This window comes from Rhodococcus sp. BH4 (assembly GCF_002079265.1).
GTDB classification, from domain to species: Bacteria; Actinomycetota; Actinomycetes; order Mycobacteriales; family Mycobacteriaceae; genus Rhodococcus_F; species Rhodococcus_F qingshengii.
This window is the reverse complement of record NZ_CP014941.1, coordinates 5,012,085-5,030,696: the sequence shown is the minus strand read 5'-3', so window position 1 is coordinate 5,030,696 and position 18,612 is coordinate 5,012,085. Positions and strand designations below refer to the sequence as shown.

Genomic DNA, 18,612 nt, shown 5'->3' with positions numbered 1-18,612 from the left:
AGTTGTTGGCATGAGCGACTATCCGCGCGACGACTATCCCCGGGACATGGTGGGGTACGGCCCTCATCCGCCGCATCCGCACTGGCCCGGCGACGCGCGGATAGTGGTTCAGTTCGTGCTCAACTACGAAGAGGGAGCCGAGAACAACGTCCTGGACGGGGACGCGGCTTCGGAAACATTTCTGTCGGAAATGACTCCGGCAGAGGCATTTCCGAATCGACACATGAGCATGGAATCGCTGTACGAGTACGGCTCCCGGGCCGGGTTGTGGCGTGTACTGCGAACCTTCGAGCGGCGAAACCTGCCTCTCACAGTCTTTGCGGTGGCGCGGGCGATGCAGCGGAACCCCGAAGCAGTCAGTGCTTTTCAGGAGTTGGGCCACGAGATCGCGTGCCACGGATTACGTTGGAAGTCTTACCAATCCGTGGACATCGAGCGCGAACGCGCAGACATGGCCGAGGCCGTGCAGATTCTGCGAGATCTGACGGGTTCGGCGCCCCTCGGTTGGTACACCGGGCGCGATTCACCGAACACCCGCGAATTGGTGGTCGAGCACGGCGGCTTCGTCTACGACTCCGATTCATACGCCGACGATCTGCCGTACTGGGTCGACGTTCCGCGTGGCGCAGAATCGGTGAAGCACCTGGTCGTCCCGTACACCCTTGACACCAACGACATGCGTTTCGCCTCTCCCGCAGGATTTCCCAGCGGTGATCAGTTCTTTGCGCACCTACGCGATGCCTTCGACGTGCTGTATGCGGAGGGGACGGCCGGATCGCCCAAGATGCTCTCGATCGGGTTGCACTGCCGCATAGTCGGCCGCCCTGCCCGTGCGGCCGCTCTCGAGCGATTTCTGGACCACGTGCAGTCACACGAGAAGGTCTGGATCGCGCGGCGCATCGACATCGCCGAGCACTGGAAGACCGCGCACCCCGTTTAGATCACGGTCGGTCGACAAAAGACTTCATTCGAGCAGTCCGGGTACTGGTTCGACTGCCGCGTATTCCGCCATCGAATTCTAGGCCATTGACAACTGGCACGGTTGTGGATGACTCTTTGGAGATGGAGAAACACACAGCAGTCGAAGCGTCTTCAAGGTGAGCCGACCGGTGCCGACCAAGAAACCGACCAAGAACCGCGGATCGAAGGTGTCCCACAATGCCCGCGCAGTGGTGACCGGCGCCGGCAGCGGAATCGGCCGTGCCTTTTCGTTGGAGTTGGCGCGCAGAGGCGGTGAGGTGATCTGCGCGGATATCTCGCTGGAACGGGCCAAGGAAACAGTGGCACTCATCGATGAGATCGGTGGTACCGCGCACGCCGTCAAATGCGATGTGTCAATTCGTGAGCAGGTTCAGGACCTGGCGTTGTTCGCGGAACTCGAACTTGCGGGTCCGCTTTCGCTGGTGATCAACAACGCCGGGGTCGGTATCGGTGGAAAACCTGTGGGCCAGATCGGTTTCGACGATTGGGAGTGGGCACTCGGGATCAATCTGTGGGGTGTCGTGCACGGCTGTGAGATATTCGCGCCACAACTGCGTGCGAGCGGGGCCGGGGGATTCATCAACGTGGCCTCGGCTGCTGGGTTTGCGGCTGCGCCGCTGATGGCGCCCTACAACGTCGGTAAAGCCGCCGTGATGTCGCTCTCGGAGACCTTGTCCGCTGAACATGCCGGTACGGGAGTGCGGGTGACGGTGCTGTGTCCGACCTTCGTCAAGACAAATGTTGCTCTCGACGGCCGAATCACCGCGGAAGCAACACAATTGGCGCAAGCGTTGATGCGGCGAACCGGCTATTCGCCGGAGCGCATCGCCGTCACCACTCTCGACGCCTACGACAAGGGTCGACTCTACGTGGTGCCGCAGTTCGATGCGAAGGTGATCTGGCGACTCAAACGGTATCTACCCGTTGCATACACCTGGGGCTGTGGAGTTCTCAATCGCTTTGCACCGAAACAGAAGTCGGGATCATCTGGAACTTCGGCGGCGCCGGAGACGAACTCGCCGAGCACGAAAGGAGCGTGACATGTCCTTCGATTTCGACGGCATGCTGCACAAGATCAAGGACCGCCAATGGGCTCTGGTGGACATCGACTGGGATGCTCCGGGCGCCGAGACGATCAGTCCAGAGCTTCATGCGAAGCTGAAACCGTTCATGTCGGACCTGATGTGGATCGAGAACGTCGGTGCCCGTGGCTTCGCTGCGATGGCTATCAAGGCGCCGACTGAAACTCTCCGAGACATCTATCGGCATTTCCACGCCGAGGAACAGAAGCACGCCAACGCCGAACTCGCGCTGATGCGTCGGTGGGGAATGCTGGACGGCGACGAGATGCCCGAGCCCAACATCAACGTCAAGCTCGTCATCGACTGGCTGGACAAGCATTCCGACGGTTTGTCGCTCTCGATTCTCGGGACCGTCATACCGATGCTCGAGGTGGCGCTCGACGGAGCCCTGGTCAAGTTCATCATGGACGAGATCGAGGATCCGGTCTGTCAGGCTGTGTTCAAGAAGATCAATGCAGACGAGTCCAGGCATCTGGCGGTCGATTTTGCGGTGATCGAGATGCTCGGGCACTCGACGACGCGCAAGCTCGTTGTCGAAACCGTCGGCGCCTGGTTGAATCCGGCGTTGATCATCGGGACACTTCGCTACATCCCGCTGCTGAACAAGATGCGCGACAACATCGTCGACATGGGAGTGAACGAGGAACGGCTCTACACCGCGATGAAGCGATTCAGGAACGTAGGCGAACGGAGTCCGGCCGCGCTCCGCGTCCCGATGTATCGGGTGGTGAAGTGGCACGGCAACATGGTCATCAATCGCAACCATCCCTACCATCTGCTTGCCGATCGGATGGTCAAGGTCACTGGCCGACTTTCCGGCAGCAGGCTCAATTCCGAGCCGACCTGGGCCAAAGAACTTACGTACGAGCCACTCGCATGAGTACTGCCGTGCCACTGTCAGTGGCGATCATCGGTGGAGGTTTCGCAGGAATCGGAGCGGCGATTCGGTTGAAGCAGAACGGTATCGAGGACTTCGTCATTCTCGAACGCGGCACGGAGGTCGGCGGGACGTGGCGCGACAACACGTATCCGGGAGCTGCGTGCGACATTCCGTCCCGTCTGTACTCGTACAGTTTCGCCCCGAACCCGGACTGGTCGCACACCTACTCGGCCAGCGCGGAGATCCTCGGCTACATCCGAACGATGGTGAAAGAGTTCGGCCTCGAGCCGAAGATTCGGTTTCGGTGCAACGTCACGGGCGTCGAGTGGGACGAGCAGACAGGTGTCTGGGCGATCGCGCTCGAGGGCCGTGAAGCGGTCATTGCCCGGACCGTCGTCATGGCGTCCGGTCCGCTGGCGAACGTCAGCTTTCCTGCTGTTCCGGGTTTGGAGAGCTACGAAGGACACAAGATTCACAGTGCTCGCTGGGACCATGACTACGACTTCACCGACAAGCGGGTCGCAGTGATCGGAACCGGGGCCAGTGGCGTCCAGATCGTCCCGGAACTCGTGAAAACTGCACGATCAGTGAAGGTTTTCCAACGAACACCGGGATGGGCATTGCCGCGAGCAAACCTACGCACCCGATCTCGCACGAAGGATCTGTACCGTCGTCATCCGGTCGTCCAGACTCTGGCGCGTCGGGCTTGGTACTGGGGACACGAATCGGTAGCTCTCGGGGTGGTGTGGGAATCCCCGTTGACGAGGGTGGTGGAAACAGTCGGGCGTCTTCATCTGCGCATGCAGGTGAAGGACCCGTGGTTGCGGCGACAACTCACTCCCGACTTTCGGGCAGGGTGCAAGCGGTTGCTGATGACCAGCGAGTATTACCCGGCTCTCCAGCAAGACAATTGCACACTCGTGACCTGGCCGATCGCGAGATTGGCGCCACATGGCATTCGCACGGTCGAAGGGATCGAGCATCAATTCGACTGCATCGTCTTCGCCACCGGCTTCGACGTTTGCAAGACCGGAACACCGGTCCCGATCATCGGCCGGGACGGACGTGTGCTCGCTCAGGAGTGGAAATCCGGGGCGCGTGCGTACAAGAGCATTGCGGTATCCGGTTATCCCAACCTGTATTTCACCTTCGGACCCAACTCGGGTCCGGGGCACAGCTCCGCCCTTGTGTACATGGAAGCGCAACTCGACTATCTCGCCCAAGCGATCAAGATCGTTCTCGAGCGCGACCTCAAGGCACTCGATGTTCGTCAAGATGTCGAAGATGCGTACAACGTCGAGTTGCAGCGTCGGCTGTCGAAGACCACGTGGAACTCGGGATGTTCGAGTTGGTATCTCACCGACGAAGGATTCAATGCCACTATGTTTCCCGGTTTCGCGACCCAGTACGTGAACCAATTGAAATCGGTGGATCTTCGGGACTACACGAGCACGGTGCGCGAGAAAGACACCGCGCAGACCTGATCCCGGGTTCTGATCGGCCTGGTGTTGCCACTAAGTTGGAATCGTGACGACCGACGCGGCAGAGGAGACGAGGCGGTGACCGAGTACCGCATCGACGATCTAGCGCGCGCTGCGGGCACCACCTCGCGGAATGTACGGGCATATCAGGAACGTGGATTGCTTCCTCCGCCGGAGAAACGTGGGCGGGTAGGCATCTACGGCGACGCGCACCTCGAACGCCTCAAGCTGATCGACACGCTTCTTCAACGAGGTTTCACCACTGCGCATATCGACGACTTCATCACCGGGTGGGAAAGCGGGAAAGACCTGACAGAGGTGCTGGGTCTGCAGCACGCGGTCACCGAACCATGGTCCCGCAGCGACACCGTGAGTATCGAGATGGCCGTCGTACGCGAGTTTCTCGGGGGAGATGCAGATGGTCAACTGGATCGTCTCGTAGATCTCGGACTGGTACAGATCGAAGGAGAGAACTGCGTTTTCACCGATCCTGCTTTGCTCAGCGGATTTTCGAGTCTCCTCGACTACGGTTTCACTCTCGATCAACTGGTCGATGTGCACGAAAAGCTTCACAACGCTGTGGACGGGATCGCCAAAGACCTGATTCAGGCGGCGAAGGATCGCATCGTCGATCAGCACGGGGTCGGTTGGCTCCCGGAGGGCGACGAGGTTGCCGGAACAGCCGAGATGCTCCAGACGATGCGTGAACTCGGTGTGGCGTCGGTACATTCGGCACTGGCCCGGGCACTCGACGCGAACCTTCAGCGTGAACTCGGCGACTATCTTGCCGCTGCGATCGGCTCGCGGAGCGACGCCGACGAGTCCGACTAGCAGCATCGATCACGTTCGGGATGTGCGGCCCGTCGCGGTGCGCTCAGCTCTTGCGTGCCTCGATCAGGAATCGACTCGAGTGCGCGACAAAAGATCCGTCGCGGCGGATCTGCTGATCGAGTTCGCGGAGCCGGTCCCGATACTGCGCGACGGTGAATCCCGGAACCATCCAGATCACCTTGCGTAAGAAGTAGACAACGGCGCCGATGTCGAAGAATTCCATGCGCAGACGCTCGAAGCGAAGGTCGACGAGGGTGAGCCCGGCCGCAATCGCGTCGGCAGTTTCGTCCTCGTGGTGCCGTCCGCGACGAGCCTGCGGCTGAGGACCGAGAAAGTACTCGACCAGTTCGAACACGCTGGCGTGACCCACATGTTGAGCGAAGTACGTTCCTCCCGGTTCGAGTACCCGCGCGATTTCGGTCCACCACACCGTCGCTGGGTGTCGGCTGGTCACGAGGTCGAAAGCCGAATCGGCGAACGGTAGCGGCGGCTCGTCCTGATCCGCGACCACCACCACACCTCGGGGACGCAGAAGGGCGGTGGCCTTGGCGATGTTCGGTGGCCAGGATTCGGTTGCAGCCATCACCGGCGGGAGTGACGGTGCAGCGGCGAGGACTTCGCCGCCGCCGGTCTGGATGTCCAATGCGGCGCCGGCGCGGCCGAGACGTTCACCCATCAGCCTCTGGTACCCCCACGACGGACGCTGCTCCGTGGCGCGTCCGTCGAGCCACGAGAAATCCCACCCGTCGACGGAGGCGGATTCCGCTTCGGCGACAAGTTCGTCGAAACCTCGTGACATGCTCTGTGGCTCGCCTTCAGGCGTTCCTTCCGACATCACATCATCATCGTCGCGGAGGGTCGACGGTGCCAGTTGTTTACGGCTACTTCGGGGTGGCGCCGAGCATCGGTGCGAGTTGAGTGGCAATCGGGTTCAGGTTGAGCTTGTCCGGGTCCACCTTGGGCTTGCCGTCCCACGGTTGCGAGGTGTTCGGGTCGGCGAACGCGATGCGGTTGGCGCTACGAACCCCCGTTTCGCTGCCCTGAGGTGCCTGGCAGTTGGCGGCAGTGTTCAACGGGAAGTTCTGCGTCGTGTCGTCGAAGTTCGGGTCCTTGCGCTTCATCTCGTCGAGGATCGCCATGGTCCCTTCGTAACCGACGGTGCACGAGAGCGGGTTGTTGGTCTCGAGTACCAAGCCCAGATGTACTGTGCCGTCTCCCGGTGCAACGGTGGGCGCCGCCCCGGCGAGCGCAGGCAGGAAGAGCAGGAAGGGCTGCAGCGAGGGCAGTGTCGGTGCGGCTGCCGCTGCAACGGCGGAGAGGTTGGAGAGGTTGGTCGTGAGCGCGGGGCCGGCTTCGGTGACGAGAGAGCCGACTTGTTCGCTGGCCGGTATGCCGTTGTCGATCACGCGTCGGATGTCGGGGTCGCTGGTGCGCAATTGCGCCGTCAGTGCGTCGAGGTCGGTGCTGAACTGCTTGATCGCCGACGATTGATCGGACTGGGTCGTGAGCACCGTCTGGCTGTCGCGGATCAGTCCGAGGGTCTGGGGAAGGGTGTCGAGGCCCGACTGGGAGATCCCCGACAGCGAGTCGGCAAGTACCTGCAGATCTTCGCCCTTGCCGTTGAATGCCGCGCCGAGTTCTTTCGCGACGGTGTGGAGTGCGTCGACCGGAACGGAGTGCACCAGACCGTTGGCGCTGGTCAAGACATTCTCGATCGGGATCGGCGTGGTTGTGTCGCCCACGGCGATCACCGAGCCGTCTTCGAGGAACGGGCCCTGGTCGGTATCGGGCTGAAGGTCGACGTACTGCTCGCCGATGGCTGAGCGATTGGCCACCACGGCCCGCGCGGATGCGGGAATCTGAGGAGCACTGCTGTCGATCAACAGGTCGACTTCGATTCCGTCGGACGTGAGCGACATGTCACCGACGCGTCCGACGGGTACACCGCGATAGGTCACTTCGGCGTTGGTGAAGATGCCACCGGACGTCGCCAGTTCGGTTTTGACCGTGTATTGGCCGAATCCCAGAAGATTGTCCAGCCGTACGTATTTCGCTCCGACATAGATCAAGCCCAGGAGTGCAACCACGACGAGGGCGACCAGCTGCCATTTGGCGAGCTTCGACATCACCATGAGGTGACGACCCTGAACTGATGCGGTGTGTTCATGGTTCGACTCCCGAATGACAAGCCGGGTACGGCTGGTGTTGAGCGAATTGTGTTCACCCACGGACGTTCTGAGGTGAACCGAAAACTTCCGGCAATTCGTTGTTGGCGATAACTATAAACAAGTCGTCACAGATAGAAAGTCGGCGCTGAGATTTCCGCAGGTCGTCGAAACGTAAGTGTCGCAGCTCACTTCGAATGCTTCGATGTGATGCAGACGGCTTTCGGTCCGGATCGGGCTTGACTTCGCCAAACATATCCATAAAAGTAGATGCGTTCCGGTTGTCGTGCAGAGGGGTGTGGTCCATGGATGCTTTGGCGATCTTCAAGGCGCTGTCCAACCCGACTCGCCTGCAGATCATGGAGTGGCTCGCGCACCCGGCGAAGTACTTCGACGAGGACTCGTATACGCAGCAGGATCTCGGGTTTCACATCGGAGTCTGTGTGGGTGACATCCAGGGGCGATCGGGACTTGCCCAGTCGGTGATCTCGGGGTACCTGCAGGGCATGAAAGATGTGGGTCTGCTCGAGTCCGAGCGCATCGGGAAGTGGACGTATTACCGACGAAACGAATCCGTGATCGGCGAGTTCAGGGAATTCGTTCGCGAAAAGCTGTAGCGGCCGAATTGCCCTCGTCGGCTGGGTTGTTCAACCAAATATATCTACATATCTAGATATGTAACTTTCTTGTGTGACGAAGTAGTGAGGAGTGTGTCGTGAAGTCGAAATTGTTGATACCGGTTCTGGCGTTGGGTGTATTCGGAATCATCACTACGGAGATGGGCATTATCGGGGTTCTGCCTCAGATCAGCGAAAAGTTCGGTATCACCGCGTCGACTGCCGGATGGTTGGTCGGTGTGTTTGCACTCGTCGTGGCGGTGACCGGTCCGTTCACAACGCTGATCACCTCGGGAATCAACAGGAGAACCGTTCTGTTGGTGGCGATTGCAGTCTTTGCGGTCTCAAATGTGGTGTATGCGACCACATCGAGTTTCGAGGTGATGTTTGCATTTCGGATCATCCCCGCCGTGGTTCATCCGGTCTTCTTCGCTGTCGCGCTTGCAAGTGCGGTTCGTCTGGTATCGCCGGAACAGGCGACCGCCGCGGTGACCAAGGTATTTGCAGGCGTCACAGTCGGATTCGCGTTCGGCGTGCCCTTGACGTCCTATTTGGCCGAGAACTTTTCGGTGTCGACAGCATTCGTGTTCGGAGCCGTGGTCAACGTTCTCGCGTTTCTCGGAATTGTCGTACTTCTGCCCTCGGCTCCTGTGACACAACGCCTGTCGTACGGTGCACAGGTCGGGATACTTCGCCGGCCGCGCGTGTGGTTGACCATTCTTTCCGTCACCTTCGTCCTCGCAGCCATGTTCTCGGTGTACGGATACTTTGCCGAATACCTCGGCGAAGTGACCGGCATGAGCGGATCGTGGATCAGCGCGATGCTCTTGGCTTTCGGTGTCGTGATGATCTTCGGCAACTTCGTCTTCGGGGCTCTGCTCGCCAAGGGGGTGGTGCGCACGGTTGTGGCTTTTCCCTTGCTGTACATCGTCGTCTACGTGATGCTCTATCTGGCGGGCCCGTACTTCGGCGCGATGGTTGTAGCCGTGTTGGTTTGGGGTGTAGTGCATTCCGGTGGACTGGTGGTTTCGCAGAGCTGGATGGGGCGAGACGCAGTCGACGCGCCTGAATTCGGCAACAGCCTTTTCATCTCGTTCTCCAACCTGGGGATCACGCTCGGCACTGCGGTCGGTGGACTGTTTCTCGCGCATTTCGAAACCCGCCAATTAGTCTGGGCTGGAGTATTGTTCGCGATCCTGGCGCTGCTGGTGACAGGTGTTCGACTCTCGCTCAGGCACGCTCACAGCGAGAACGGTGTCAGTGTACCGGTGTAGTTCTTGGGAAGTGGCCGTGCGAACTCGCCGCGCGAACTGGTCGACAGTCCGAGGGTGACCAACGACTGAACCATCGTGACCCCAGCGGCAACGCCGTCGACTACCGGGACACCCAGTTCGTCGGACAAGTCCTGGCACAGGTCCGCCATGCCGGCGCAACCCAGCACGAGGACGTCCGAGTCGTCTTGCTCCAATGCGTCGAAACAGGCTTCCAAGATCACCTTTCGCGCGTCGGGATCACGATCGAGTTCCAGAACCGGAATCTCGCAGGAGTGGATACCCCGGCACCGAGCCTGCATGCCGTACCGGTCCACCAGATCGGCTGCGCGGCCGCGGGTTCGACCGAGAGTGGTCACGATGCTGAATCCGCGACCCAGGAAACTTGCGTAGTTCATGGCCGCTTCGGCAACAGCTACGACGGGGCCCTTGGCCAACTCTCGGGCTGCATCAAGACCTGGGTCACCGAAGCAAGCGATGACGTAGCCGTCGACTTCGTTCTTTTCTCCGGCGGCGATCTCGGTCAGGATTCCGGGGACGCTGAGAGCTTCGTCGTAGTGGCTTTCGATCGACGCGGGACCCATGGCAGGGCTGACAGCCTCGACGAATGTGCCCGAGCCTGCGACGGTCCGGGCACATTCCTCGATCTTGGCGGTCATCGCCCACGTGGTGTTGGGGTTGATCACCTTGATTCTCATGACGATCAGTCGACCGTCACAGTGTCGGGAGAGGAAGCATTCCGGACAGCTGAGGAAGAGCGCGCGGCGAGTAGGTAATAGACGGTGAATCCGAGCCCACAACCGATGAACCAGCTGTACTGCGCTGCGGTGTACATCCCGGTGAGGTCCTTGCCCAGGACCGGGACCATCGCGACGACGGCTCCCACCACGGTGGCGATCACTGCAGCAGGGTTGTATCCCTTGCTGTACCAGTAGGTTCCGGTCGGCGACATGCTGAACAGTTCGTCGACGATGACCTTCTGCTTGCGCACGAGGTAGTAGTCGGCAATCAGAATTCCGAACAGCGGACCGATGAAGGCTCCGAGGGTTTCGAGTGTGTAGTGAATGACGTCCGGATTGTTGTACAAGTTCCACGGCGTGATGAGGATCGAGCCGATCGCTGCGATCATTCCGCCGGCGCGCCAGCTGATCTTCTGCGGACTCACGTTGGAGAAGTCGAAGGCCGGGGAAATGAAGTTGGCCACGATGTTGATGCCGATCGTGGCGATGGTGAAGGTGAGTGCGCCGAGAACGATGGCGAAGGTGCTGTCGATTCGTGCAACGGTCGCAACGGGATCGGTGATCAGTTCGCCGTACACCGGCAGCGTCAACGATGCAGTGACGACGACCAACACCGAGAATACGAGGAAGTTCAACGGCAAACCGAGGAAGTTGCCCTTCTTGACGGCAGTGAACGACTTTCCGTAGCGGGAGAAGTCGCCGAAGTTGAGCATCGGTCCGGAGAAGTACGAGACAACCAGAGCGATCGCACCGAGCATGACCGGCACGGCGTCGAAACCCGAGTACTTGACGTCGCCGAGCGTGAGATCGATGGCGCTCCAGCCTGCCTTGTAGATCAGGTAGCCGCACAGCATGAACATCACGACATACACAGCCGGCCCGCAGAAGTCGATGAAGCGGCGGATCGATTCCATGCCTCGCCAGAAGACACAGGCCTGAAGTACCCACAGGAGCATGAAACTTCCCCAGCCCAGTGCGGAGAGTCCGGCGAATCCGTAGTCTTCGACGACGGCATAGGGCGCGAGTGACGGAAAGAGTTTGATCAGTACGACATCGAGGGCTGCTGAAGCGAGGAAGGTTTGAATTCCATACCAAGCCACGGCAATCAGGCCACGAATGATTGCCGGGATGTTCGCGCCGAGGACGCCGAACACGCTGCGGCAGATCACCGGATACGGCACGCCGGTAACTTGGCTGGGCTTGGCGACGAGATTGCAGAAGAAGTAGACGATCGTGATACCGACCAGCAGGGCGACGAGTACTTGCCAGCTGGCCAATCCCAGTGCGAAAAGACTACCGGCAGTGACATATCCGCCGACGCTGTGTACGTCGGACATCCAGAAGGCGAAGATGTTGTACGACGACCAGGTCTGCTTGCGAAGCGGCGCCAAGTCCTCGTTGGTCAAACGAGGGTCGTAGCCCGGCTTGATCAGGCCGCTTCCGACAGGGTGACCCGCGGCTTCGACAAGGTCACCCGATCCGGTTTCCTTTGGGGGAGTGGGGGTAGTGGTCGTTCGGGACGGAAGAATGTCGGTCATGACAGCTCCTGTGCATCAGTGCAGGAAATCAGCGGACGGTGCCACGAGCTCTCAGCGTCAGTGATGAAAACTGTGTTGAGAGAAAGGTATCGATGCTGTGTTGCACGACTATTGCGTGATCGGTATATCTTTTTCGGCCAATAGACCGGTGTCTGTCGGTAGAGTCGCGATCACGGTATCGAGTCGGCGATGATGGATTTCGGAAGCGCTCAGAAGTGCGGATGCGTCCCGACGCAGGAATGCGTCCAGCATCGCGGTGTGATCGGAGTGCAGAACCTGGCGATCGACGCCGGCAACATGGACCATCGGCTGTACAGGTTCGGTGATGTTCCAGGCAGCTTCGAACATGTGCAGAAGTCGAAGCATTTGCGACGGTCGGGTCAGTGCGAGATGAAAGTTTCGGCTCTCACAGTGATAGGACTGAGAGTCGTCGTAGCGCAACGCGATCTCCAAACGGGAGTTCACCTCGACGGCGTGTTCGTGATCCTCTTCGGTTGCCTGCTCGACGGCGACGGCCAATGCAGCTGATTCGAGAGTTTCGCGGACGATGTACATCTCTCGCAGTTCTGCCGGCGTCAGCTGAGCAACGGTGTAGCCGAATTGATGTCGATGGTCGACCAAGGACTCTCCGACCAGTGTTTTCAGTGATTCCCGCACAGGTATTCGACTGACACCGAACACATCAGCCACGTCGCCGAGAGGAATCGGGGTACCCGGAGGCGCCGAACCCGACAGAATCACTCGCCGCAGTTCGTCGAGGATCGTTTGTTGGGGACTTCCGGGAGCATCGATTACCAGTTGCGTCAGCAGTACCGATCTACGGCGCGGCGGCATGTCGCTCTCCCTTCGTCTGTCTGCCAGAGTAGGAATACGTTGTTTCGTCTGCGTGACACCGGTGTGGCCGTCGTGCATCTCGCACTCGGGGGAGAACAAGTGGGCTCCGATCACATGCTCGCGTGAGTGCTGCTCGGGAGGCCGATCGTGGGGGTAGCGTTGTTGTGTAGTGGTATGGCAGAAAGCGAGTCGGTCGATGGCATCCGCTGTGCGCTCAGAAGCCGACCAGCGAGTTGTCGGCAACCTGCCCTTGGAGCTGACGAGTTTCGTCGGTCGTCGGCGTGAGTTGGCCGACGCCAGGAGATTGTTCGAGACGTCCCGTTTGTTGACACTCACCGGGATCGGTGGCGTGGGCAAGACACGGCTCGCGATCCGACTTGCGGGCGCGTTGCAAAGGGTGTTTCGAGACGGTGCCTGGTTGGTGGAACTGGGGGAGCAGACAGATTCGGATCTCCTCGAAGATCATGTCGCCGTGACCCTTGGTGTCCGGTCGGTCTCGTCGGCGGACCCGCTGCAGGCATTGATCGACTACTGCGCCGATCGGAGTCTGCTGTTGGTGCTCGACAACTGTGAACATCTGGTCGATGCCGTCGCTGTGTTCGTAGGCGCGATCCTACGGCGATGTGCCGGCGTCAAGATCCTGGCGACGAGCCGCGAATCGCTGGGCCTGGGCGGTGAGGTGACGATGCGCGTTCCCTCACTCACCACACCGCAGCAACAGCCGCCCGAATTCGAGGGAATTGCCCAGTACGAATCGGTGTCGTTGTTCACCGAGCGTGCGGCTTCCGTCGTACCTGGTTTCACCCTCACCGAGGAGAACAAGCGCGCCGTTGCGCATATCTGTCACGACTTGGATGGACTCCCACTTCCGATCGAACTGGCGGCAGCTCGCCTGCGTGGTATGTCTGCTGAGCAGATCATGAACAGGCTCTCGGATCGATACCGACTTCTTACAACGGGTGGACGCGACGTTCCGAGTCGTCAACAGACGCTGCGATTGTCGATCGATTGGAGTTACGACCTCTGCTCGCCAACCGAACAGCAGTTGTGGGGGAGGTTGTCGGTGTTCTCGGGTGGGTTCGACCTCGACGCCGCTGAGGGCGTGTGTGGGCAGGACATGAATTCGACCGAAGTGCTCGATCTCGTCACCGCGTTGGTCGAGAAGTCCATCCTGATTCGTGAGGAAACCGACGGGGATGTTCGGTACCACCTCCTCGACCTACTCCGGGAGTACGGACATGAAAAGTTGGAGTCCGCCGGTGAGTATTCCGCTCTGCGTCGAAGCCATCGTGATTGGTTCGAGGCACTGGTCGTTCATGCGGAAGCCGAGTGGATCAGTGGCCGGCAAGCTGCCTGGATCGCAAGGCTCGGTCGTGAACAGCGCAACGTCAACGATGCGTTGGAGTACTCGATTTCCACTGCCGGAGAGGCGCGATCTGCAACGCGAATGGTCGGTGCGTTGTACAGATTCTGGCTTGCAGGTGGATTACTTGTGCAGGCGCGTTACTGGACGGATCGAGCCTTGAATGCAGAGGATCGAGAGCTGGATCCGTTCCGAGTGGATGTCTTGGCCATCGACGCCGTGAATCACGCGATGCAGGGGGAACTCGAACGGGCAGAAGAGTTGGTCGACGAGAGTTGGCGCCTGGCAAACGACTTGGCGGATGTGCGCTCGCGCGGCTTGGCGACGTGGGGAGACGGATACGTCGATACCTTCAGAGGTAACTTCGATACCGCTACAGCCAAGCTGGAATCCGCGTTGACGCTGTTTCGACTCGACAAGAATCTGCTGCATGTTGTGATCGGCCTGGACACCTTGGGAGTCGCGTACTTCCTGTCCGGCGCTCTTGATCGCTCTGTGGAGTGCAACGAAGAGATTCTCGCGATCACCGTGCCCGCCGACGAGATGATGTTCCAGGCATTTGCGCTGGGAACTCTCGGGCTCGTGAGCTGGCTCCGAGGTGAATTGGAGGCCGCAAGTGACTATTTGACTCGAAGTTTGAGAATTCTCGATGCCCCGATGAACTCGGCGTGGTGTATCGAGCCGTTGGCGTGGATTGCTGCAGCGCAACGTGATTGGAAGCATGCAGCGGTTCTGCTCGGCGCGGCAGCCATGTATTGGCAGAAGGTCGGGGGACGGCTGGCGGGCCTGCCGGGTTTGTCAGCTCATCACGACACTGCTGCAGAGACTGCTCGCAAAGCCATGGGTGACGATGCTTTCGACAAGTCGTTTCGCAGCGGGTTTGCGATGTCCGAGGGTGAAGCTGTCGCATATGCGCTCGACAAGCGCTCCAGTGTCACGACTGCGTCGTCGGCTGAAGGGCCTCACCTCACTCCTCGTGAGCAGCAAGTTGCGGAACTGGTTGCCCAAGGGTTGACCAATCGCGCGATTGCGGAGCACTTGGTAATCTCGCTGCGCACCGCTCAGGGACACGTGGAACACGTACTGACAAAACTGGGATTCAGTTCCAGAGCGCAGATCGCAGCGTGGTACGTCTCGACCGCGCAGGAGCGTGACTCGCGTGAGGTCAATGGCTCAGCAGGCCGGAGTTGACGTCCGATAGCAGTTCACCACGGTCGTCGCCGCACAAGCAGAACACCGGGTAGCGCTTACCTTCTTCACGCCCCTGAAACGACACTCGTAGCGGTCCAGGCGCATCCGCGCGAGGGGATTCGGTGAGGAAAGTATACAGCCACGGCCCTTCGTCCAATTCCACGATGGCGAGAACGGTCGAGGGGTCGCCGTGAACCGTTCGCCAGGACACGACAGTGCCGTCTCCGCAACACCGCGTCACGTCCAACCGCGCCCCACGACACCTGGCGCAGACCGCGCTCGCGGGTGAGAGGATGACATCACATTCCGCGCAATGGGGGAGTGTCAATCGTTCGGCTCGCGACGAGCGATTCGAATATCGCCGCGATACACGCTGTTTCATCGAGCTTGCGGGATTCATGTCAGTAACGTCGGGCGAGGTAGTACGGCATCGAGTCCACGGGTGCGCGTTCGACCGACTCCCCGGACGTCGGGGCGTGAACGATCTCACCGCCTCCGGCGTAGATCCCCACATGCTCCCCGCCGTAGTACAGGACCACGTCACCCGGCTGTAGATCGTCCCGGGAAACTGGAGTGCCGCCAACCGCCTGGTCGTAGCTGGTTCGCGGAATCGAAACGCCCGCTTGTGCATAGGCCCATTGAACGAGACCGGAGCAGTCGAACGAGTCCGGCCCGGTCGCGCCCCAGACGTACGGAGCGCCGATCTTGGACTCTGCGGCTGCCAATACGCGGCCTGTATCCGAGGAAGCGAAAGCTGACACCTTCGCCGGATTCGTGTCGACGGAAACTGCGGCGATGTTCCAGTCCCGAAGCACGGGGGCCTGAGCGTTCGCGGTGTCGATACTCACGGCAAGGGTTGTCAGGGAAAGAACGCCGACGACAAGCGCCCTTCCGAGTGCATGCTTCTTCGTGCGGGGGTCGGTGAATCGGTGGTGCGACATTTCGCGTGTTGTCTTTGCGTCGATGCGTCCCGAAGCAGGTGTCCAGATGGGTGTGATCGGGCTTCGGCTTGCGACACTCAGCCTGGTTGCGCCTCGACGTGTTCGCACCGGTCAGTTGGACGGGGTGCATACCTGTTTCGAGCGGCATTGTGGGTGCAAGGCCTGTTGATCGATCGCGAGAACTTCGACGGACTTTCGTGATCCGAATCAAGGAGGGCACGGCGGCCGGCGTCCCCCGGCTCCGGTCAGGCGATTCGCAGCGGGAGCGCCGAACGCTCAACAGTGGCACGGTCGGATGGACCACGATCCTGCGCACAAATGGCTGCGCGAAAAAGTACGTGAGGCAAGCGTCTGGCTGGATTCGGCAGACGTTCTGTACTCTCGCAGTCATGCAACAGCGGAGCACAGGAACGGTGACACGGTCACTGTTGCTGCTTCTGCTGCCGTTCATCGCTCTTCTCGCAGTGCCTCCGCTTGGTTCCTCGGGTAGCGCCGCGGTGCTGGGAACTGCGATTGCCGTCTTCGTGGTCGCTGCGCTCGCAACTTCCTCGAAGTACGAACTTCTGCAACTATGCGCGGTTTCGGCCACTGGCCCGTCTGATGACGAACGCTGCCTGCGTGGTGCTTTCCGCAGGCAGAGCAGCCCGGACGCGCCCGGTCGTCCGCAACCTCGAGCTCCGGGAATCGGTCTGTAGATCGGCAGTCGACGGGTGTGAACTCGTCGTAGGTCGGTCAGACGTCTTGCGTCCACAACCATTCCCGCGCTCTCATCTCTCTGAGCGTGCCTCTCGGTGAGGTTCATTCGTCATGCTCGATTTTGTCTACTACCCCGTGTCCGGAATCCTCTGGTTCTGGCACAAGGTCTTCTCACTGGTCTCCGGATCACCCGACAACGGCGTCGTGTGGGCGTTGTCGGTCGTATTTCTCGTCTTCACGCTCAAAGCCCTGCTGTTCAAACCCTTCGTCAAGCAGGTCCGCACTCAACTGGTGATGCAGAAGCTGCAACCTCAGATCAAGGCGTTGCAGAAGAAGTATTCGGGTGACCGGCAGAAACTCACTGTAGAGATGGCCAAGCTGCAGAAAGAACATAATTACAGTCCGTTGCTCGGCTGTCTGCCGATGCTGGTTCAGGCACCGGTGTTCATTGGTCTCTATCACGTCCTGCGATCGTTCAATCGGACCGGAGCGGCATCGCACGTCCCGTTTCTGAGCCCGACCGAACCGATGTCGGTGGCGGACAACGCGAACACGGCCAACTACTTCTTCAGTGCCTCGGATGTGCAGTCTTTTCTCGACGCCAAACTGTTCGGCGCACCGTTGTCCGCCATGATTTCGAGCCCGGCAGCACAACTGGAAGCATTCGGCGACGTCAGCCGTATCTCCATCATTCTGGTAGCTGTACCGCTGATGATATTTGCCGCCGTCGCTACACATTTCACATCGCGGGCATCCATCGCGCGCCAAGTGGACACCGGAACCGTCAACCCTCAAACAGCGATCATGAACAAGCTCGCATTATGGGTGTTTCCGGTGGGGGTGATCGCTTTCGGTGCGTTCGCGCCCGTGGCGATCCTGCTGTATTTCGTGAGTAACAACTGCTGGACGCTGGGACAACAGCATTTTGTGTACGGACGCATCGCTGCGGAGCAGAAGGAAGCCGAATCGTCGCCGACTCCCGGAATGACCGCGCCCCCGTCGCCCAGAGTGGCTGCACCGCCGCTGCCGGGCGCCAAGCCCATCCGCGCCAAGCGCAGGCGATGACGGAAAGCGACCCCTCCCTACCGGCGAGTAAGGCACGTACGCTGGAAAGCATGACCAAATGGACCGCAGAAGACGTAGTCGATCAGACCGGCCGCACATTTGTCGTCACGGGGGCGAACAGCGGACTGGGTGAGGTAGTCGCACGAGCGCTGGGCAAAGCCGGGGCCGACGTCGTCCTCGCCTGTCGTGACACCACGAAGGCCGACGCCGTAGCCGCCGAGATCGGGCCCAACGCGGTTGTCCGCAAATTGGACCTCTCGGATCTGTCGTCGGTACGAGCCTTTGCCGACGCAACGGAGAAGGTCGACGTCCTGGTGAACAACGCCGGCGTGATGGCGGTTCCGTTCCGCCGGACGGTCGACGGATTCGAAATGCAGATCGGCACAAATCATCTCGGACACTTCGCGTTGACCGGATTGCTGAAGGACAAGCTCACCGATCGTGTCGTGACGATGTCCAGTGCCCTGCATCAGCTCGGAAGTGTCGATCTGGACGATCTCAATTTCGAGCGTCGGAAGTACAACCGCTGGTTGGCCTACGGGCAGTCGAAGCTTGCCAATCTGTTGTTCACGTACGAACTTCAACGCAGGCTCGCGGCGTCGGGATCTTCGCTCAAAGCGCTCGCTTCGCATCCGGGGTACGCGTCGACGAACCTGCAGGGGCACACCGAGTCGATCCAGGACAAGCTGATGGGAATCGGCAATTCGATCTTCGCGCAGTCCGCGGAGATGGGCGCCCTTCCCGAACTGTGGGCGGCAACCGCGCCGGATGCCTTCGGCGGCAGTTACATCGGACCGGACGGTCCGTTCGAGCAGCGAGGGTATCCGAAGGTCGTGGGGTCGAACAAGAAGTCACACGATACGAAGACAGCCTCGGGTTTGTGGACACTGTCGGAGAAGTTGACCGGAGTCTCGTTCGGGATTTGATTGAGATATG

General features: G+C 60.1%; 18 protein-coding genes. 11 read left to right on the top strand and 7 right to left on the bottom strand.

The genetic code is table 11. The features are described from left to right. The first annotated feature begins 10 nt into the window (after positions 1 to 10). From puuE to A0W34_RS23095, 5 genes are all read left to right on the top strand, one after another. Positions 11 to 940, top strand: coding sequence for an allantoinase PuuE (gene puuE / locus A0W34_RS23115; protein ID WP_081558343.1), 930 nt, complete (start codon positions 11 to 13; stop codon positions 938 to 940). A gap of 169 nt (positions 941 to 1,109) precedes the next feature. Then, positions 1,110 to 2,021, top strand: coding sequence for an SDR family NAD(P)-dependent oxidoreductase (locus A0W34_RS23110; RefSeq protein ID WP_081558342.1), 912 nt, complete (start codon positions 1,110 to 1,112; stop codon positions 2,019 to 2,021). Between the two features lies 1 nt (position 2,022). Then, positions 2,023 to 2,943 (top strand): hypothetical protein, encoded by a 921-nt coding sequence (locus A0W34_RS23105; RefSeq protein WP_058037775.1) that lies wholly within the window; start codon positions 2,023 to 2,025, stop codon positions 2,941 to 2,943. Then, positions 2,940 to 4,427 carry a flavin-containing monooxygenase gene (locus A0W34_RS23100; RefSeq protein WP_156423121.1) on the top strand — a complete coding sequence of 496 codons (1,488 nt, stop codon included), beginning with the start codon at positions 2,940 to 2,942 and terminating at the stop codon, positions 4,425 to 4,427. Before A0W34_RS23105 ends, A0W34_RS23100 begins: the two co-directional genes overlap by 4 nt. A 75-nt stretch (positions 4,428 to 4,502) precedes the next feature. Further along, complete coding sequence (locus A0W34_RS23095) at positions 4,503 to 5,255, top strand: MerR family transcriptional regulator (protein WP_030535276.1); 753 nt, start codon at positions 4,503 to 4,505, stop codon at positions 5,253 to 5,255. 43 nt (positions 5,256 to 5,298) lie between these two features. Here the strand turns inward: A0W34_RS23095 and A0W34_RS23090 are convergent, their stop codons facing one another. Both A0W34_RS23090 and A0W34_RS23085 read right to left on the bottom strand, forming a co-directional pair. After that, positions 5,299 to 6,054 (bottom strand): class I SAM-dependent methyltransferase, encoded by a 756-nt coding sequence (locus tag A0W34_RS23090; RefSeq protein ID WP_058037902.1) that lies wholly within the window; start codon positions 6,052 to 6,054, stop codon positions 5,299 to 5,301. 82 nt (positions 6,055 to 6,136) lie between these two features. Then, entirely contained in the window at positions 6,137 to 7,387 is a 1,251-nt protein-coding gene (locus tag A0W34_RS23085; protein WP_202425829.1) for an MCE family protein, read from the bottom strand. Between the two features lie 338 nt (positions 7,388 to 7,725). On the opposite strand from A0W34_RS23085, the gene A0W34_RS23080 reads away from it, so the two are divergent. Beyond that, complete coding sequence (locus A0W34_RS23080) at positions 7,726 to 8,037, top strand: ArsR/SmtB family transcription factor (protein ID WP_007733929.1); 312 nt, start codon at positions 7,726 to 7,728, stop codon at positions 8,035 to 8,037. Between the two features lie 98 nt (positions 8,038 to 8,135). Beyond that, positions 8,136 to 9,311 carry an MFS transporter gene (locus tag A0W34_RS23075; protein WP_081558341.1) on the top strand — a complete coding sequence of 392 codons (1,176 nt, stop codon included), beginning with the start codon at positions 8,136 to 8,138 and terminating at the stop codon, positions 9,309 to 9,311. Here A0W34_RS23075 and A0W34_RS23070 read toward each other — a convergent pair. The 3 genes from A0W34_RS23070 to A0W34_RS23060 form a co-directional block, all read right to left on the bottom strand. Next, on the bottom strand, positions 9,278 to 10,006 hold the full coding sequence (locus A0W34_RS23070; RefSeq protein WP_007733934.1) for an aspartate/glutamate racemase family protein: 729 nt from the start codon (positions 10,004 to 10,006) through the stop codon (positions 9,278 to 9,280). The two genes, A0W34_RS23075 and A0W34_RS23070, sit on opposite strands and share 34 nt — an antisense overlap. A gap of 5 nt (positions 10,007 to 10,011) precedes the next feature. After that, positions 10,012 to 11,586, bottom strand: a complete 1,575-nt coding sequence (locus A0W34_RS23065; protein ID WP_058037776.1) for an NCS1 family nucleobase:cation symporter-1 — start codon at positions 11,584 to 11,586, stop codon at positions 10,012 to 10,014. A 108-nt stretch (positions 11,587 to 11,694) separates the two neighbouring features. Then, positions 11,695 to 12,420 (bottom strand): GntR family transcriptional regulator, encoded by a 726-nt coding sequence (locus A0W34_RS23060; protein ID WP_058037903.1) that lies wholly within the window; start codon positions 12,418 to 12,420, stop codon positions 11,695 to 11,697. A 196-nt stretch (positions 12,421 to 12,616) separates the two neighbouring features. On the opposite strand from A0W34_RS23060, the gene A0W34_RS23055 reads away from it, so the two are divergent. After that, entirely contained in the window at positions 12,617 to 14,974 is a 2,358-nt protein-coding gene (locus tag A0W34_RS23055) for an ATP-binding protein (RefSeq protein ID WP_007733939.1), read from the top strand. Here the strand turns inward: A0W34_RS23055 and A0W34_RS23050 are convergent. Beyond that, positions 14,949 to 15,185 (bottom strand): hypothetical protein, encoded by a 237-nt coding sequence (locus tag A0W34_RS23050; RefSeq protein ID WP_007733940.1) that lies wholly within the window; start codon positions 15,183 to 15,185, stop codon positions 14,949 to 14,951. The genes A0W34_RS23055 and A0W34_RS23050 overlap by 26 nt on opposite strands. Before the next feature lie 190 nt (positions 15,186 to 15,375). Then, positions 15,376 to 15,915 (bottom strand): C40 family peptidase, encoded by a 540-nt coding sequence (locus tag A0W34_RS23045; RefSeq protein ID WP_039973374.1) that lies wholly within the window; start codon positions 15,913 to 15,915, stop codon positions 15,376 to 15,378. Positions 15,916 to 16,304: 389 nt separating this feature from the next. Here A0W34_RS23045 and A0W34_RS23040 point away from each other — a divergent pair, with 389 nt between their 5' ends. The 3 genes from A0W34_RS23040 to A0W34_RS23030 all read left to right on the top strand — a co-directional run bounded on the left by A0W34_RS23040 (position 16,305) and on the right by A0W34_RS23030 (position 18,602). Then, positions 16,305 to 16,610: a DUF6412 domain-containing protein gene (locus A0W34_RS23040; protein ID WP_029256089.1), complete on the top strand. Its 306-nt coding sequence runs from the start codon at positions 16,305 to 16,307 to the stop codon at positions 16,608 to 16,610. Positions 16,611 to 16,722: 112 nt separating this feature from the next. Further along, the gene (gene yidC, locus A0W34_RS23035; protein WP_003939695.1) at positions 16,723 to 17,676 is read left to right on the top strand and encodes a membrane protein insertase YidC; all 954 of its coding nucleotides are present in this window, start codon (positions 16,723 to 16,725) and stop codon (positions 17,674 to 17,676) included. A gap of 50 nt (positions 17,677 to 17,726) precedes the next feature. Beyond that, positions 17,727 to 18,602, top strand: a complete 876-nt coding sequence (locus tag A0W34_RS23030; RefSeq protein WP_073512772.1) for an oxidoreductase — start codon at positions 17,727 to 17,729, stop codon at positions 18,600 to 18,602. The last annotated feature ends 10 nt before the right edge of the window (positions 18,603 to 18,612 follow it).

Coding starts and splice junctions, on each gene's coding strand:
- A0W34_RS23090 (WP_058037902.1), bottom strand. CDS start 6,054: ATGTCACGAGGTTTCGACGAACTTGTCGCCGAAGCGGAATCCGCCTCC.
- A0W34_RS23105 (WP_058037775.1), top strand. CDS start 2,023: ATGTCCTTCGATTTCGACGGCATGCTGCACAAGATCAAGGACCGCCAA.
- puuE (WP_081558343.1), top strand. CDS start 11: ATGAGCGACTATCCGCGCGACGACTATCCCCGGGACATGGTGGGGTAC.
- A0W34_RS23065 (WP_058037776.1), bottom strand. CDS start 11,586: ATGACCGACATTCTTCCGTCCCGAACGACCACTACCCCCACTCCCCCA.
- A0W34_RS23045 (WP_039973374.1), bottom strand. CDS start 15,915: ATGTCGCACCACCGATTCACCGACCCCCGCACGAAGAAGCATGCACTC.
- A0W34_RS23030 (WP_073512772.1), top strand. CDS start 17,727: ATGACCAAATGGACCGCAGAAGACGTAGTCGATCAGACCGGCCGCACA.
- A0W34_RS23040 (WP_029256089.1), top strand. CDS start 16,305: ATGCAACAGCGGAGCACAGGAACGGTGACACGGTCACTGTTGCTGCTT.
- yidC (WP_003939695.1), top strand. CDS start 16,723: ATGCTCGATTTTGTCTACTACCCCGTGTCCGGAATCCTCTGGTTCTGG.
- A0W34_RS23085 (WP_202425829.1), bottom strand. CDS start 7,387: ATGGTGATGTCGAAGCTCGCCAAATGGCAGCTGGTCGCCCTCGTCGTG.
- A0W34_RS23080 (WP_007733929.1), top strand. CDS start 7,726: ATGGATGCTTTGGCGATCTTCAAGGCGCTGTCCAACCCGACTCGCCTG.
- A0W34_RS23100 (WP_156423121.1), top strand. CDS start 2,940: ATGAGTACTGCCGTGCCACTGTCAGTGGCGATCATCGGTGGAGGTTTC.
- A0W34_RS23070 (WP_007733934.1), bottom strand. CDS start 10,006: ATGAGAATCAAGGTGATCAACCCCAACACCACGTGGGCGATGACCGCC.
- A0W34_RS23060 (WP_058037903.1), bottom strand. CDS start 12,420: ATGCCGCCGCGCCGTAGATCGGTACTGCTGACGCAACTGGTAATCGAT.
- A0W34_RS23055 (WP_007733939.1), top strand. CDS start 12,617: ATGGCATCCGCTGTGCGCTCAGAAGCCGACCAGCGAGTTGTCGGCAAC.